Source organism: Streptomyces sp. SudanB25_2051, assembly GCF_964272635.1.
GTDB lineage: Bacteria > Actinomycetota > Actinomycetes > Streptomycetales > Streptomycetaceae > Streptomyces.
This window is the reverse complement of sequence record NZ_OZ186787.1, coordinates 3086416-3102103: the sequence shown is the minus strand read 5'-3', so window position 1 is coordinate 3102103 and position 15688 is coordinate 3086416. Positions and strand designations below refer to the sequence as shown.

Annotated in this window: 15 protein-coding genes and 1 pseudogene; 10 read left to right on the top strand and 6 right to left on the bottom strand. The window is 75.3% G+C overall.

All coding sequences use genetic code 11. From position 1 onward, the window contains the following. The first annotated feature begins 2 nt into the window (after nt 1–2). Both ACSUPT_RS13825 and ACSUPT_RS13820 read left to right on the top strand, forming a co-directional pair. Nucleotides 3–209: a hypothetical protein gene (locus ACSUPT_RS13825; RefSeq protein WP_436944482.1), complete on the top strand. Its 207-nt coding sequence runs from the start codon at nt 3–5 to the stop codon at nt 207–209. Nucleotides 210–354: 145 nt separating this feature from the next. After that, nucleotides 355–1263 (top strand): MerR family transcriptional regulator, encoded by a 909-nt coding sequence (locus ACSUPT_RS13820; RefSeq protein ID WP_351966868.1) that lies wholly within the window; start codon nt 355–357, stop codon nt 1261–1263. 158 nt (nt 1264–1421) lie between these two features. On the opposite strand, the gene ACSUPT_RS13815 is transcribed toward ACSUPT_RS13820, so the two are convergent. From ACSUPT_RS13815 to ACSUPT_RS13800, 4 genes are all read right to left on the bottom strand, one after another. Then, complete coding sequence (locus ACSUPT_RS13815; protein ID WP_436946210.1) at nt 1422–2531, bottom strand: polyprenyl synthetase family protein; 1110 nt, start codon at nt 2529–2531, stop codon at nt 1422–1424. Between the two features lie 14 nt (nt 2532–2545). Continuing rightward, the gene (locus ACSUPT_RS13810) at nt 2546–3643 is read right to left on the bottom strand and encodes a tetratricopeptide repeat protein (protein WP_404146827.1); all 1098 of its coding nucleotides are present in this window, start codon (nt 3641–3643) and stop codon (nt 2546–2548) included. Nucleotides 3644–3983: 340 nt separating this feature from the next. Then, nucleotides 3984–4889 carry an RNA polymerase sigma factor SigJ gene (gene sigJ, locus ACSUPT_RS13805; protein ID WP_351966872.1) on the bottom strand — a complete coding sequence of 302 codons (906 nt, stop codon included), beginning with the start codon at nt 4887–4889 and terminating at the stop codon, nt 3984–3986. Between the two features lie 146 nt (nt 4890–5035). Continuing rightward, the gene (locus tag ACSUPT_RS13800) at nt 5036–6595 is read right to left on the bottom strand and encodes a SulP family inorganic anion transporter (protein WP_436944480.1); all 1560 of its coding nucleotides are present in this window, start codon (nt 6593–6595) and stop codon (nt 5036–5038) included. Between the two features lie 572 nt (nt 6596–7167). Between ACSUPT_RS13800 and ACSUPT_RS13795 the strand changes: the two genes are divergently transcribed. From ACSUPT_RS13795 to ACSUPT_RS13785, 3 genes are all read left to right on the top strand, one after another. Next, nucleotides 7168–7578 (top strand): MerR family transcriptional regulator, encoded by a 411-nt coding sequence (locus ACSUPT_RS13795; protein WP_351966874.1) that lies wholly within the window; start codon nt 7168–7170, stop codon nt 7576–7578. Between the two features lie 66 nt (nt 7579–7644). Beyond that, on the top strand, nt 7645–8340 hold the full coding sequence (locus tag ACSUPT_RS13790) for a TetR/AcrR family transcriptional regulator (protein WP_351966875.1): 696 nt from the start codon (nt 7645–7647) through the stop codon (nt 8338–8340). Beyond that, nucleotides 8337–9542 (top strand): FAD-dependent monooxygenase, encoded by a 1206-nt coding sequence (locus tag ACSUPT_RS13785; RefSeq protein ID WP_436944478.1) that lies wholly within the window; start codon nt 8337–8339, stop codon nt 9540–9542. Before ACSUPT_RS13790 ends, ACSUPT_RS13785 begins: the two co-directional genes overlap by 4 nt. A 132-nt stretch (nt 9543–9674) precedes the next feature. Here ACSUPT_RS13785 and ACSUPT_RS13780 read toward each other — a convergent pair whose 3' ends face one another. Further along, nucleotides 9675–9974: a hypothetical protein gene (locus tag ACSUPT_RS13780; RefSeq protein ID WP_351966877.1), complete on the bottom strand. Its 300-nt coding sequence runs from the start codon at nt 9972–9974 to the stop codon at nt 9675–9677. Nucleotides 9975–10695: 721 nt separating this feature from the next. Here ACSUPT_RS13780 and ACSUPT_RS13775 point away from each other — a divergent pair. Both ACSUPT_RS13775 and ACSUPT_RS13770 read left to right on the top strand, forming a co-directional pair. Then, the gene (locus tag ACSUPT_RS13775) at nt 10696–11916 is read left to right on the top strand and encodes a PP2C family protein-serine/threonine phosphatase (RefSeq protein WP_436946209.1); all 1221 of its coding nucleotides are present in this window, start codon (nt 10696–10698) and stop codon (nt 11914–11916) included. Nucleotides 11917–11963: 47 nt separating this feature from the next. After that, the gene (locus ACSUPT_RS13770; protein ID WP_436944477.1) at nt 11964–12374 is read left to right on the top strand and encodes a hypothetical protein; all 411 of its coding nucleotides are present in this window, start codon (nt 11964–11966) and stop codon (nt 12372–12374) included. 147 nt (nt 12375–12521) lie between these two features. Here the strand turns inward: ACSUPT_RS13770 and ACSUPT_RS13765 are convergent. Further along, nucleotides 12522–12860, bottom strand: a pseudogene (locus tag ACSUPT_RS13765) (MerR family transcriptional regulator); the annotation flags it as partial. Between the two features lie 370 nt (nt 12861–13230). Between ACSUPT_RS13765 and ACSUPT_RS13760 the strand changes: the two are divergent. The 3 genes from ACSUPT_RS13760 to ACSUPT_RS13750 all read left to right on the top strand — a co-directional run bounded on the left by ACSUPT_RS13760 (nt 13231) and on the right by ACSUPT_RS13750 (nt 15627). Next, on the top strand, nt 13231–13434 hold the full coding sequence (locus tag ACSUPT_RS13760; RefSeq protein WP_250335557.1) for a cold-shock protein: 204 nt from the start codon (nt 13231–13233) through the stop codon (nt 13432–13434). 161 nt (nt 13435–13595) lie between these two features. Then, entirely contained in the window at nt 13596–15206 is a 1611-nt protein-coding gene (locus ACSUPT_RS13755) for a DEAD/DEAH box helicase (RefSeq protein ID WP_436944475.1), read from the top strand. 139 nt (nt 15207–15345) lie between these two features. Continuing rightward, the gene (locus tag ACSUPT_RS13750; protein ID WP_351966881.1) at nt 15346–15627 is read left to right on the top strand and encodes an SCO5918 family protein; all 282 of its coding nucleotides are present in this window, start codon (nt 15346–15348) and stop codon (nt 15625–15627) included. Nucleotides 15628–15688 lie beyond the last annotated feature (61 nt).

The window sequence follows — 15688 nt, the reverse complement described above, 5'->3', positions numbered from 1 at the left end:
ATGTGCCTGCAACTGGCCTCCGCCCTGCGGGAACGCATTCGGCGCGGCGAGATCCCGGTCGCCGTCGCATCCCCTCCCACTGCGAGCAGGAGACGGGCGGAGCCGTCAGCCGCCGGACCATCAAGTCCGCCATCGAGGTGCTCCAGAGCGAGGGCCTCGTGCAGGGAGTCCAGGGCAAGGGCGTCTTCGTCGTCGCGAAGCCCGACTGACGCACTCGCTCCACACGCGCTCACACCCTGCGAACGCCCCGCACCTGACGGTGGTGGGAAAGCTCGGCAGAGCTCTGGAGAACTGACGGGATGTCGCACTGGGGCGCTTGAGTCTCCAGCCACCGGAGGGTTCAGGATCCTGCTCATGGAGGACGAAGACCCCGACGTGCTCACCATTGGTCGGCTCGCGCACCGCACCGGACTTTCGGTGCGTACCCTGCGCTTCTGGTCGGACGAGGGGGCGGTGCCGCCTGTGGCCCGCTCCGCGGGCGGCTACCGGTTGTACGACGCCGGGTCCGTGGCCCGCGTCGAGCTGGTCCGCACCCTGCGCGAGCTGGGCCTCGGGCTCGACGACGTGTGCCGCGTCCTGAGCGGCCGCACCACGGTCGCCGAGGTGGCCGACGCGCATGTGGCCGCGCTCGACGCCCAGATCCGCTCGCTCAAGGTGAGCCGGGCCGTCCTCTCCACTGTGGCGAAACGGGGCTCGACCGTTGAGGAGACAGCACTGATGAACCGGTTGGCGCGGCTTTCCGCCGCCGAGCGCAAGCAGATCATCGACGAGTTCAAGGAGGAGGTGTTCGGCGGCCTCGACGACCCGCGCCTGCGCGACCGCATGCGCGCCTTCAGTATCGAACTGCCCGACGATCCCACACCTGAGCAGGTCGACGCCTGGATCGAACTGGCGGAACTGGTGCGGGATCCCGGCTTCCGCGCCCGGTTGCGCACATGGATGGAGCTCAACACGCCCGCACCGGGGCAGGGCCGTCCCAGCGGGGCGTCCATCTGGTGGGCCAGGCAGATCGTGCAGACCGTCGCGGAGGTCAGGAAAGGCGGGGTCGCTCCCGAGGGGCCGGCGGCGGCCGAGCTGCTGTCCGAGCTGTTCGGTGACGCCGATCGGGCCGCCGTGCTGCGCAGCCTGGAGGCCGGGATCGAGGCAGGAGCGGAGCACTACCGCAGGCTCGTCGCCCGTGTGCGCGGGCAGGACGCGTCGCCCGACGCGACCGAGGAGCTGGAGTGGCTGGCGAGGGCCCTGCGCGCCGCGGGCCGGACCTGACCGCGTCGGCACACCGGCGCCGACTGGTGGGACGGAGCGCTCCGTCCCACCAGTCGCAGGTCGCGGATCGTTCGGACCCTTGGGGCCTCCCGAAGTGGTGCCCGTTCGCTGCCCGTTCTCATGGACCGAGCCAGCCGCGCCCCCCGGGGCGCGGGTGACTACACCGCTCGGTGCAGCAGGAAGGCCAGCAGGGCGTCGAGGTCCTGGGACGGGCCGGGGGCCAGGGGGACGGCGTGGAGGCAGCGTCGGGCCTCCGACAGCTGGTGCGCGGCCTCCCGCAGCGCCGCGTCGCGCCCTCCCGCCCGTTCGGCCAGGTACGCCGCCCGCGCGGCGGCCACCGGGTCCTCCAGCGTGCCGGGCGCGGCCTCCAGCAGGCCGGCCAGCTCCAGGGACGCGGGCGTCCCGGCGGCGAGCGCGGTGAGCACCGGGTACGTCTTCTTGCCGCGCCGCAGGTCGCTGTGGACGGGCTTGCCGGTCACCGCCGGGTCGCCCCACACCCCCAGCAGGTCGTCCACCACCTGGAACGCCACGCCCAGGTGCCGCCCCGCACGGTCCAGCGCGGCCACCGTCGCCTCGGGCGCGCCGCCCAGCAGCGCCCCGAGCGCCGCCGCGCACCCCAGGAGCGAGCCGGTCTTGTGCTCGGCCATCACCCGGTACGCGTCCGGCCGTATCGCATCGGGCCCGGTCCAGGGCCGCTCCTCGAAGCACAGGTCGTCCGCCTGGCCGCGCACCAGGTCGGTGAGCGTCTCGCCGAGGCGCCGCACGGCCGGGCCGGTGTGCGTGCCGGGCACCTCCGCGAGGCACTGCACGGCCAGCGCGAACAACGCGTCACCCGCCAGCACGGCCGGCCCCGTGCCGTACGCCTTCCACACCGTCTCGCGCTGCCGCCGCATGGCGTCGCCGTCCATGATGTCGTCGTGGAGCAGCGAGAACGCGTGCACCAGCTCCACCGCGACCGCGCCCGACACCGCGACCCGGCCGTCCGCGCCGACCGCCTCCGCGCCCAGCACGGCGAGTGCCTGCCGAACGCCCTTGCCCTCCGACGCGCCCGGCTCGGGCGTGCCGTCCACATCGGCCCAGCCCAGCGAGAACGCCGCCATCTCCCCGGTCCACGGGTGCAGCCGCCCCACCGCCCCGGCGAGCGCGGGCCGTACGAGTTCCCGGCAGCGCAGCAGCAGCGCGGCCACGTCACCGTCCGCGCCCCGCGCGTCCGCCGCGCGCCCGCCCCACGCCACCGCCGTGCCGGGCGCCACCGCCGCCGTCCCCATCGGAAGGAAGCCCGTCACCGCGCGCCCTCCTCACCGCTCACCGGCAAGGGCCCGACGCCCAGTTCGGCGGCGGCCTTCTCCACCATCTCGCGGGCGTGGCGCAGCCCGATCCGGTCGAGGGTGTCGCGCAGGTCGGCCAGTTCGGCGGCGGTCTCGGAGGTGTCGCGGCCCAGCCGGGCGCGGGACTTGGCGAGGCCCAGCCGGGACAGCGCCGTACCGCGCGGCTCGTCCATGGCGCGGAACTCCTCCAGCGCCAGCTCGTACATATCGCGGGCCTCCACATACCGGCCGGCCCGGTACAGGACGTTGCCGCGCATCTTGTGGTTGTACGCCAGGGCGCTGGACAACTTCATGTTCCGGCACACCACTTCCGCCTCGGACAGCAGCCGAAGCGCCCGCTCGGCGTCACCGTCCCGTACGGACACGACGTCCGCGATGCCGCGCAGCGCCCACGCCCAGCCGCGCCGGTCGTCGGCCCGGTCGGCGGTCTCGGCGGCCTCCTCGAACAGCGCGAGGGCCTTGTCGTACGAGCCGGTGTTGCGGTGCATCTGCGCGATGCCCTCCAGGGCCCACACGGTGTGCCGCGCCTCGCCGCGCCGCCGGGCCTCCGCGAGGAGCTGCTCGTGGAGCTCGCCGACGGCCTGGTAGTCGCCCTGGATGCGCCCGGTCTCGGCGAGCCCGGCGAGGGAGTAGCCGCGTACGACGACGTCCCCGCCCCGCTCGCCCGCGTCCGCCGCGAGGCGCAGCAGCCGGTACGCGAGGGCGAGGGCGCCGCGCTGCCGGGCCAAGGTGCCGCCGCTCCACAGGGCCCACGCCATGGCGCCCACGTCCCCGGCGTCCCGCGCGGCCCGGTAGCTGGCCTTCCAGGCCCGGTCGGCGTCCTCGACGCGCCCGAGCCGCCGGTACGCCTCCGCGACCGCGAGCCCGCACCGCGCGACCTCCGCCCGCTCCCCGGCGGCCTCGGCGGCCCGCAACTCCCGTATGCCGCGCTCCAGTACCTCCGTCAGCGAGGAGTTCACCGACAGTGACCCGAGGGCCCCCTGATACTCCGGCGCGAAGGCCTTCCCCCGCCCTCCGGAACCCGCCGTCGCGGCTATCTGACTCACCGTCACATCAGCTCCCTCATCCGTCCCTTACTGGTCAAGACGGTATGAGCGGCAGGGGGTTCCAAAAGTCCGCCGCAGTGTGGGCCGGGAGTCATACCTGAGTGCTACGCGACCACACACCGTCATCACAGAGATGTACGGGGAGGGGGCGGTTGACGGGCCGGACCGGGCCGCCGGGACCGCCGCCGCGGCGGCCGGTACCGGAACCGCCTAGTTCCGCACCGCCGGCACCGGAACCGCCCCGGCCGGGACCGTCGGACACGGGCCGCCGGGGCGGTCGATGCCGGGGCCGGTGGCCGGGGCGCGCAGCGGGATGCGGCGGGGTGTGGCCGGTCCGTGTGGCGCGTCAGGCCGCCAGGGCCTCCGGGTCGAGGTGGGCGAGGCGGGTGGGGTCGGTGAGGATGTCCAGGGACGCGACGCGCCCGCCGCGCACCGTGAAGGACATCACCGAGATCACCCGGCCGTCCGCCACCGCCACGACGCCCGGCGTGCCGTTGACCAGCACCGGCACCGCCGCCTCCGCGAGGCGGGCGAACACGATCGCCTGGGACGCGACCGTCGCCGCGCCGCGCCGCAGCACGCTCGGGCGCAGGCCGCCGCCGTCGGAGCGGGCCACCACGTCCGGGTCCAGCACGGCGACCAGCGCGTTCAGGTCGCCGCCCCGCGCCGCCGCCAGGAACGCCGCGACGACCTCCCGCCGCCGGGCCGCCTCGCGGTCGCCGTCCCCGTCCGGCGCGGGGGACGCCGCCCGCACCCGGCGCCGGGCCCGGCTCGCGAGCTGCCGCGCCGACGCCTCCGTACGCCCCAGCACCTCCGCGATGTCCTCGAACGGCACCGCGAACAGGTCGTGCAGCACGAACGCCAGGCGCTCCGCCGGGGCCAGCGTGTCCAGGACGATCATCAGCGCCAGGCCGACCTCGTCCGCGAACAGCACCTGCTCCTCCGGGTCGGGCCCCGCGACCCGGCTGACCACCGGGTCCGGCAGCCGCACCCGCCCGTCGTCCCCGAGCAGCGGCTCCTCGCGCCGGGCCACGTGGGAGCGGAGCTGGTTCAGGCAGACGCGGCCGACGACCGTGGTGAGCCAGCCGCCGAGGTTCTCTATCTCCTCCGTGTCGGAGCGGGACAGCCGCAGCCACGCCTCCTGTACGGCGTCCTCCGCCTCTCCGAGCGAGCCCAGCATCCGGTAGGCCACCGCGCGCAGCCGGGGCCGGTGCTCCTCGAACCGCCTTGCCAGGTCCGTGTGTCCGCCCATCTTCCGCCACCCCCGCGCTCCGGTGCTTCCTGTCGCCGTGAGGACGATACGGGCAGCCGGGCGGCGGCGGGAGGTGATTGGCGACGTACCGCCGACCGGGCCGGGGGCGCGGGCGCGTACCGGACCGGCCGCCGCCGCGCCCCGGCTCAGTGGCCCGCGCCCAGCCTGCCCGTCAGGCGGCCGTGCATGCGGGCGCTCGGCTCGTTCAGGCCCACCACCGTGACCTTCTTGCCGCGCTGCGCGTACTTGTGCTCGATCGCGTCCAGCGCCGCCACCGACGACGCGTCCCAGATGTGCGCGCCCGACAGGTCGATGACCACGTCGTCCGGGTCGTCCTGGTACGAGAAGCGGTGCACCAGGTCGTTGGACGACGCGAAGAACAGCTCGCCCGTCACCGCGTACACGACCTGCCGGCCGTCCGGGTCGACCACGCCCGTCACCTCCGCGAGGTGCGCCACCCGCTTGGCGAAGACGACCATCGCCGCGACCGAGCCGACGACGACGCCCGCCGCCAGGTTGTGCGTGGCCACCACCACCGCGACGGTCACCGCCATCACCGCCGTCTCGCCGGCCGGCATCCGCCTCAGCGTCCTCGGGGCGACCGAGTGCCAGTCGAACGTCGCGACCGACACCATCACCATCACGGCGACCAGCGCGGCCATCGGGATGTCGGAGACGAGCGGGCCGAAGACCACGCACAGCACCAGCAGGAACGCCCCCGCGAGGAATGTCGACAGCCGCGTCCGCGCCCCCGACACCTTCACGTTGATCATCGTCTGGCCGATCATCGCGCAGCCGCCCATGCCGCCGAAGAAGCCCGTCACGATGTTCGCGACGCCCTGCCCGATCGATTCGCGGGTCTTGTCGGACGGCGTGTCGGTGATGTCGTCCACCAGCTTCGCCGTCATCAGCGACTCCATCAGCCCGACCAGCGCGAGCGCGACCGCGTACGGCGCGATCAGCACCAGCGTGTCCATCGTGAACGGCACGTCCGGCAGCCCCGGAACCGGCAGGGCCGACGGCAGCTCGCCCTTGTCGCCGACCGTCGGTACGGCGATCCCGGCACCGACCGTGATCGCCGTCAGCACCGCGATCGACACCAGCGGCGCGGGCACCGCCGTCGTCAGCCTCGGGAACACCACCAGCATGGCGAGCCCGCCCAGCAGCAGCGGGTACACCGGCCACGGCACGTCCCGCACCTCCGGCACCTGCGCCATGAAGACCAGGATGGCCAGCGAGTTGACGAAGCCGACCATCACACTGCGCGGCACGAACCGCAGGAGCCGCGCCACCCCGAGCGCGCCCAGCACGATCTGGACGGCACCGCCCAGGATGACCGCCGCGATCAGGTAGCCCAGCCCGTGCTCGCGGTTGAGCGGCGCGATGACCAGGGCGACCGCGCCGGTCGCCGCGGAGATCATCGCCTTGCGCCCGCCGGCGAACGCGATGACGACCGCCATCGTGAACGACGAGAACAGCCCGACCGCCGGGTCCACGCCCGCGATGATCGAGAAGGAGATCGCCTCGGGTATCAGGGCGAGCGCGACCACCAGCCCCCCGAGCACCTCCGTGCGGAACACCTTCGGCGAGGCGAGCCAGTCCGGCCGCGCGAGCCGGAACGGACGGGACGGGCGGACGGGACGGGACGACCCGTCGGCGGACGGACCGTCCGACGGCTGAGGGGCGGCGGGCTGGGGCGAGGGCATGGCTGTCTCGTTCCGGGGACGGGGACGGGGATCGTGACGCGGCGGGGGCGGGGGCGGGCAGGGGCGTGGGGTGGTGGACGGGGACGGCGGCGGGTGCCGCGGCCCCGGCCGTGAGCGCGGCGCCGTTGGCGCGGGGCGCGGTTGCGCGGGGCCGGGGCGCTCGCCGCTGTGCGTGCGTGCCCGCGCGAGTCGGACGGGCTGGTGGGCTGGTGGGTTGAGGGCGTACGGCGGTGCGCGCGGCGGCCCGGGAGCGCCGGACGCCCGCAGAGCCAGGACGCCCGGAGAGCCAGGACGCCCGGGAGGCCGGCGGCGGGTCGGCGGGCCGGATCTCCGGAAGCGCCGGCCGTCCCCTGCCCGGTCCGGCACGGCGGCCGGGGCCGGCGCCGGTCGGGCATCATTGCCCGGAAGCCGTGGACGCCGCCCGCAGGACCGGCCCGGCACGGGCCGCCCCGGGGACGTACCACTCGACTCTACCCTGACGTGAGGGAAGAGTGTGGCCGGGCGGCGGCCGCGGACGGCTTCCACCACCCCCGAGATGCGGTGCGGACCGCGGGAACGGAGCAGGCGCGGCGATGGCGGACGACGAGCGGCGGCATATGCAGATCGGCGAGGTGGCCGAGCGGACCGGGCTGTCGCTGCGCACGATCCGCCACTACGAGGACGTGGGCCTCGTCACCCCCTCCGCCCGCAGCAAGGGCGGCTTCCGGCTGTACACGGAGACCGACGTGGACCGGCTGATGGTGATCCGCCGGATGAAGCCGCTGGACTTCTCGCTGGAGGAGATGCGTGAGCTGCTGGAGATCACCGACCGGCTCGCCGCGACCGACGACCCGCCGTCCGGCGAGGAGCGGGACCGGCTGCGCGAGCGCCTGGACTCGTACCGGAAGGTCGCCGACGCCCGCTGCGAGACGCTCCGCGCGCAGCTGATGGCGGCCGAGGACTTCGCCGCGACCCTCCACCGGAGGCTGCGCGCCGCCGGCTGAGAACCGACCCCGGTATTTCGGTGAGCGTGCTTTCGGTGAGCGTGCTCAGTGAGTACGCTCACCGGCATGTCCGAGACATCCACCGGCCCCGCCGCGGCGGGAGCCGGGAACGACCGGCCCCCCGGGGTGCGGCAGCAGCGCAAGCAGCGGACGCGGCAGGCGCTCCTCGACGCCGCCCGGCGCGTACTGGAGCGGCGCGGCGTGGCCGGGCTCACCACCCGGGAGGTCGCAGCCGAGGCGGGCGTCGCCGCGGGGACCTTCTTCGTCCACTTCCCCGACGCCGCCACCCTCGTCGAGACCCTCCTCGACGAGCACGTGGGGCAGGCGCTCGACCGGGCCCTGCGCACCCTGCCCGCCGACGGCGACCTCGTGGCACGCCTGGTGCACGTCGCCGCCGAGCTGTACGGCAGCTACGACCGCGAGCCCGAGCTGTCCCGCCAGTACATCGCGGCGTCCCTCTTCCACCACCACCCCGACGGCCCGACCGAGCGCCGCATGGCGGAGTTCCGGGCGTGGGTGACCGCCGAGTTCGCGCGTGCCGCCGGGTCGGGCGCCGTGTCGCCGCCCGACCCGCTGGTGGCCTTCACCTCGTACTTCTCGCTCTACTTCGGCGTCCTCGTCGCCGGACTGCGCGGCGAACTGGACCGCGACGCGCAACTGGCCGTGCTGGAGGCGGCGTTGCGGCGGATCGTCGACGGCGGGGCCGCCACGGGCCCCGGGGACGGCGGCCGCCGCGCCGCGGCGGAAGGGCGGCCGGCATGAGCACCCCGCACCCCCTGAAGGTCCTCGTCGCGGGCGGCGGCATCGGCGGGCTGACCGCCGCGCTCGCCCTGACCCGCGCCGGGCACGAGGTCACCGTCGCCGAGCGCGCCCCCAGGTACGAGCCCGCGGGCGCCGGCATCGTCCTGGCGCCCAACGCCCTCCACGTCCTTTCCGCCCTCGGCGTCGACCTGGTCCCGCACAGCCTGGCGCTGCCGTCGATGGACGTGACGGCGGCCGACGGCACGCTGCTGCGCCGCGTCGAGCCGCAGCGGTTCGGCGCCGGGTACGGCCACACCCGCGCCCTGTCCCGTACGGCCCTGCACGCCGCGCTCCTGGCCGCGCTCCCGGAGGCCGCCCGCCCGGTGAACGGCCGCGCCGTCGCCGCCGTACAGGACCGGGGCGACGCGGTGACCGTCCGCTTCACCACCGCTCACGGCACATCCGAACCGCAGGCCCCCGAGGCGTACGACCTCGTCGTCGGCGCCGACGGCATCCACTCCACCGTCCGCGCCCAGGTCACCGCCCGCCCGCCTGCCCTCCGCCACAGCGGCGTCACCTGCTGGCGCGGCCTCACCGCCAACCCCGGCGTGACCTCCGCCGTCGAGTCCTGGGGCCCCGGCACCAAGGCCGGCCTCGTACCGCTGCCCGACGGCCGGCTGTACTACTTCTACGTCCGTACGGCTCCGCGCCGCGCCCCCGCCCCGGCCTGGCCGGACGGGTTCCGCCGCGTCTTCGCCCACCACCGAGGCGCCCCGGCGCGGGTGCTGGACGCGCTGGACGGGCCGCCGCCGCTCCACCACGACCTGGAGGAGCTGACCGCGCCGGTGTGGGGACGCGGCCGGGTACTGCTGCTCGGGGACGCGGCGCACGCGATGACCCCGAACCTGGGGCAGGGCGCGGCGATGGCCATCGAGGACGCGTACGCGCTGGCGCTGGCCCTCCGCCCCGACGCGGCCGGCACGGGCCGGGGCGGCGACCGGGTGGCGGGGGCGGCGGAGCGGTACCGGACGCTGCGGCACCGCCGCGTGCGGGCGGTGCAGCTGGCGTCCCGGCAGGCGGGCGCGGTGACCGCCTGGCGCGGCCCGCTGGGGCGGGTGGTGCGCGAGACGGCGATCCGCCGCATGCCGGAGGCGCTCACGGCCCGCCAGTACCGGGGCCTGGTCGACCCGGTCCTCGCGATGCTCCGCCGACCGCTCGTCTGACGGACGTCGCGGGCCCCGCCGGCCGGCCCGCGCGCGGCGGCGCCTGCGCGGGCGGCCCGGCCCGCGGGCTCAGACGGCCCGCGGGCGGTGGGTCCGCGGGTGGCTGCGCCCGCGGGCGGTGGGTCCGCGGGTTCAGCCGGCCTGCGGGTGGTGCGGCTGCGGGCTCAGCACCGCGGCGCCGCCCTCCTGGACGGCCTCGACCGCGAGCTGGTGCAGCGCCCTGCTCTCCTCCTCGGAGTGGCACGGCACGGGACTGCCGGCCATCGTGTACCAGTCGGAGCCGCCGCTGTACTGGATGGCGACGTCCGCTTCCGAACCGGTCCAGGTGGTGTGGACGCTGAGGTTGCCCGTGAGCACCCCCAGTTCGACGGTGCGTACGCCGCCGGTTCCCGCGAAGACGTTGACCGTCGTCCAAGACGCCCAACCGGTCATAGCCGCGCCCCTTTCGCCGTACCGCGATGCCCGCCGGAGGGAAGCCGTGCTGGTCAGAGGGGGGTCGGGAGGTTTGTTCGGCGCTTCCCGGGAAAGTCGACAGAGCGTTCGTCGGTCCTGTTATCCACCATGCGCTTCGTGACGGGGCCGCGTCGACCGGAGCGGCGCGGAACCGCGCGGCGCCCCCGGACCGGGAGGCCCCATGGAAACCCCCAAGGCACCGAACCGGCCCCCCGACCCGCCCGACCCGCCGGGGAACCCCGACCGGTCCCGGCGCCCCGGACGGCACCGGTCCGGGTCCGCCGACCCGCCCCCGGCGCCCGCCGCGCACTCGGCCCTGGGAGCGGAGCTGTCCCTGCCGCCGAGCCCGCCCGAGGAGCCGGAGCCCGCTCCGGAGGCCCCGCCCGAGGAGCCACCCGGAGTCCCGGCGGCCACCCCGGAGGCCCCGCCCGAGGAGCCACCCGGAGTCCCGGGGGCCACCCCCCAGGCCCCGCCCGAGGTCCCGGCAGGCACTTCCCAGGCCCCCCTGCCCGAAGCCCCGCTCGAAGTCCCGGCAGCCACCCCCCAGGCCCCGCCCGAGGCCCCGGCGGGCACCCCGCAGCGCCGTCCCGGGGAGCCGCCCGACGCCCCCGCGGCCCCCGCGGACCCCGCCGACCCCGCCGCCGAGCTCCGCGAACTGGTCTCCGCGCGCGACCGGCTCCAGGGCCTCCTCGACGCCGTCATGGCCATCAGCGGCGAACTGGAGCTGCCCCTCGTCCTGCACCGCATCGTGCGCACCGCCATGGACCTCGTCCACGCCCGCTACGGCGCCCTCGGCGTGCTGAACGAGGACGGCACCGAACTGGCCGAGTTCCTCACCGCCGGCCTCACCGACCGGGAGCGCGCCGACCTGGAAGGCGTCGAACTCCCGCGCGGCCACGGCCTCCTCGGCACCCTGATCCACCACCCCGAACCGCTCCGCGTCGACGACATCCGGACGCACCCGCATTCCGTCGGCTATCCGCCGGGCCACCCTCCGATGCGCACCCTCCTGGGCGTCGCCATCAGCGTGCGCGGCGAGATCTACGGCGACCTGTACCTCTCCGACCGCCTCGACGGCCGCCCCTTCGACGCCCACGACCAGGACATCGTCGTCGCGCTCGCCGGGGCCGCGGGCATCGCGATCGAGAACGCCCGCCTCTTCGAACGGGTGCGGTCGGGCGCCGAGCGGTTCCAGCGCCTGCTGCTGCCGCGCCTGCCGGACCTGAACCCGTACGAGAGCGCCGCCGTGTACCGGCCCGCCGCCAGCCCCGCGCAGCTCGGCGGCGACTGGTACGACGCCGTCCCGCTGCCCGACGGGGCGTGCGGCGCCGTCATCGGCGACGTCGTCGGACACGACCTCCGGGCCGCCGCCGCGATGGCGCAGACCCGCAACATGCTGCGCGCCCTGCTGTACGACCGCCGCACCCCGCCGAGCGCCGTGCTGACCGCCCTGGACCGCACCCTCCACGCCATCACCGACGCCCCGGTCACCACGGCCTGCCTCGCCCGGCTCCAGCCGGCCGGCGACGGGCAGGGCCCGCGGCTGCACTGGAGCAGCGCCGGCCATCCGCCGCCGCTCCTCCTCGCGCCCGGCCACCGTCCCCGGTACCTGGACGCCGAACCGGGCCTGCCCCTCGGCGTCGACCCCGACCAGCCGCGCCCGGACCACACGTATCCGCTGCCGCCCGGCGCTGCGCTGCTGTTCTACACCGACGGGCTCGTGGAGCACCCCGAGCACCCCATCGACCGCGGCCTGGACGCGCTCGCGGAACTCGCCGCGCCCCTCGCGGACGGCCCGCTGGACGAGTTGTGCCGGATCCTCTGCGACGAGCACCCCGGCGACGGCCACGACGACATGGCGGTCCTCGCGCTCCGCGTCCCCCCGGCCGGTATATCCGGGCCGATGGCGGGGACCCGGTGAAGTCAGGGAGAGACGAGCCGCGAACGATGAGGATGGGGTGTACGCCGATGACGACCCGCCATGCGCCGCCGACGCGAGCACGAGCCGACCGGATCGGCGTCCGCGCCCGGGAGGAGGTGGAGTCGGCGTACCGGGCCCGCGCCGCCGAGGCCGCCGAGGTGACCGAAGCCGCCCGGACGCCGGAAGGCCCTCGGTCCGCCCGGCCCGAGCCGTTCCAGGCCGTGTCGGAGGGCGCCGCCGACGCCTACCGCTGGGCGCTGGCCCGCGCCGAGCACGGCCCGGTCACCGGCGCGCCGACCCGCGACGTGCCGGACCTGGCGCGGCTCACCGCCGAGGCCGACGCCGCGGCGGTGCTGCTGGACGACCCGGTGTGCCCCCCGGACAAGCGGGCGTACGTACGGGGCGTGCACGACGCCCTGGCCTGGCTGTGCGGCCAGAGCGACGAGCACGCGGTCTGACCCGCCGCCCGGCCCGGCCCCGGTCCTCCGCGGCCCTCAGGACCCGCCCTCGACGGGCCCGCCTCCACCGGGGCCCCGGTCGACGGTGCCGCCCCCGACAGGGCCGCCCCCGACAGGGCCGCCCCCGACGGGCCCGCCGTCGACGGTGCCGGGGGCGCCGCCCTCCTGGCCCCGCTTGCGCAGCTCCTCGTTGAGGCGCTGCGCCTCCTCCAGCTGGTCCTCCAGGATGATGATCCGGCAGGCCGCCTCGATGGGAGTGCCCTGGTCGACCAGCTCGCGGGCGCGGGCGGCGATCCGCAGCTGGTAGCGCGAGTACCGGCGGTGCCCGCCCTCCGAACGCAACGGGGTGATCAGCCTGGCCTCGCCGAGCGCCCGCAGGAACGCCGGCGTGGTGCCGATCAGCTCCGCGGCGCGCCCCATGGTGTAGGCCGGGTAGTCGTCGTCGTCGAGGTTGTCGGCGGGGTTGCGCCGCGCTCCTGGAGCCATGCGCGCCTTTCGTCCTGGGCGTCCGGGCGGGCCCGCCGCCCAGGGGCGGCGCGTGCCTCGCGCGGAAACGGTATCCGCCGGGAGTGACGAAAGTCTATTCCGGCCGGTGCAGATTCCCGCCGGGCCGCACGGCAGATTTCCTGTGGCCGGAAATTTCCCCGCCCGAATTCCGTGCGGATGCGAAATCCGCGTGCTAGTGTCGATGTCAGTTGCAGTTGTGGTTCCCAGAGCTTCAAAGTGCCCCCTCGCCCCACGGCGGAGGAGCACTTTTGTGTGGCCGGTTCTTTCGATCCGGCACGGGGCAATCATCGCGGCGACGCGAGGCTCGCGCAGTGCGGGTCCAAGAAATTCCCCGTGAGGAGAAAAGATTATGGCTACTGGCGTAGTGAAGTGGTTCAACGCGGAAAAGGGCTTCGGCTTCATCCAGCAGGACGGTGGCGGTGCGGACGTGTTCGCCCACTACTCGAACATCGCGACCAACGGTTTCCGCGAGCTGCAGGAAGGCCAGAAGGTCACCTTCGACGTGACGCAGGGCCAGAAGGGCCCGCAGGCGGAGAACATCGTCCCCGCCTGACGACGAGGCGTTCCGACGCCGCCGGGGCCCGCACCTTGGGTGCGGGCCCCGCGCCGTTCCCCGGCGCCGCCGACCGGCCGACCCAGGCCCGGCGAGTCCGCCGACCGCCCGGCTGCATCGAGGGCCGTGAATTCCTCGATATCCGTATTGAGGAAAATTCCATGACCCGTACGTCCCCTTCCCGGGGTCACTACTCGGGGACCCGCCAGGCTGCCGCCGCGCCGGCCCGCCGGACCAAGAGCAATCCGTCCGACGCCGGAGTGAATCCCGCGAAGTCGGCAAAGCCCGCCACGGGTTCCCCGACCGCCGCGAAGCAGCCGAAGTCGGCCGCCGCGGCGTCGAAGCCGTCCCGGTCGGCCGGCGCCTCCCGCTCCGCGGCCGCGTCCCGGTCCGGCAAGTCCGGCTCCCGCTCGCAGACGCGCCGCCGCGCCACCCCGCCGCCCCCCGGTGACTTCACCCTCCCGGTGACCCACACCCCGCCGCTGCCGCCCGTCGAGGCGTTCGCGGACCTCGGCCTCCCGGCCGCCATGCTGCGGGCCCTGGACTCCGAAGGCGTGACCGTCCCGTTCCCCATCCAGGCGGCGACCCTCCCGAACTCCCTCGCCGGCCGCGACGTCCTGGGCCGGGGCCGTACCGGCTCCGGCAAGACCCTCGCGTTCGGCCTGGCCGTCCTCGCCCGGCTCGCCGGGACCCGCGCCGAGCCGAAGCGGCCCCTCGCGGTCGTCCTCGTCCCCACGCGCGAGCTGGCACAGCAGGTCACCGACGCGCTCGCCCCGTACGCCCGCGCGCTCGGGCTGCGGCAGGCCACCGTCGTCGGCGGCGTGTCGATCGGCCGCCAGGTCTCCGCGCTGCGCGGCGGCACGGAGGTGCTGGTCGCCACTCCGGGCCGGCTGAAGGACCTCGTCACGCGCGGCGACTGCGTGCTGGACGACGTCGGCATCACCGTCCTCGACGAGGCGGACCAGATGACCGACATGGGCTTCCTGCCGCAGATCACCGGCCTGCTGGAGCTGACCAGGCCCGACGGGCAGCGCCTGCTGTTCTCGGCCACGCTGGACCGGAACGTCGACTCCCTCGTACGGCGCTACCTCCACGACCCCGTCGTCCACTCCGTGGACCCGACGGCCGGCGTGGTCACGTCGATGGAGCACCACGTGCTGCACGTCCAGGAGACCGACAAGAACGCCACGGCCACCGAGATCGCCGCCCGCGACGGCCGCGTGATCATGTTCCTGGACACCAAGCACGCCGTGGACCGGCTCGTGAAGCACCTGCTCAAGAGCGGTGTCCGGGCGTCCGCGCTGCACGGCGGCAAGTCGCAGCCGCAGCGCACCCGGACCCTGTCGCAGTTCAAGGACGGCGACGTCAACGTCCTCGTCGCCACGAACGTCGCCGCGCGCGGCATCCACGTGGACGACCTGGACCTCGTGGTGAACGTCGACCCGCCGGGCGACCACAAGGACTATCTGCACCGGGGCGGCCGCACGGCCCGCGCCGGCGAGTCCGGCAGCGTCGTCACCCTCGTGCTGCCGCACCAGCGGCGCGAGATGGACAACCTGATGCACCACGCCGGGATCCGCCCCAGGACCACCGCCGTGCGCTCCGGCGACGCCGAGCTGATCCGCATCACCGGCGCCCGTACGCCGTCGGGGATACCGGTCGTGATCGCGCCGCCCGCACCCCCCGCGCAGGCGTCCGGCAAGCCCGGCTCCGCCTCGTCGCGCCGCCGCAGGACCGGAACGCGCCGCCGCCGCGCACCGCGCCCGCAGTGACGCCCCGCGCGGCCCGGGCCCTCCCGGGCCCATCCCGTCCGGCCTCCGGTCGCGGCCGGGCGGCCCCCGGCCGCGCCGCGGCCCCTCCCCGTCGCACCGACGTGCGCCCGTCCCACCGCTTCGACCCTGTGAGGCAACCATGCGCTGTGTGATCGCCCGCTTCCCGTTCGACTTCGTGACGAGCGAGGTGGAGGCGCTGATGGCCAACGTCAAGCCGGAACCGGCCGTGGGCCCGTGCGCGGTCATCGGCCGCCGCACCTACCCGGTGAAGCAGGTCGGGGAGATCATCACCCGCCAGGACCGGCGCGACTTCACCGCCCTGGAGGTCACCCGCGCGCTGCGCCGCCTCGGCTTCACCTGCGTGGACCAGGCGGCCCCGGCCCCGGCGCCCGCCCCGGCCGTCGGCGACCTGCTGGGCTGAGCCGCTCCCTACGTCCGTGACGCCAACCACCCGGATCCACCGGGTGGTTGGCGTCTGCTGT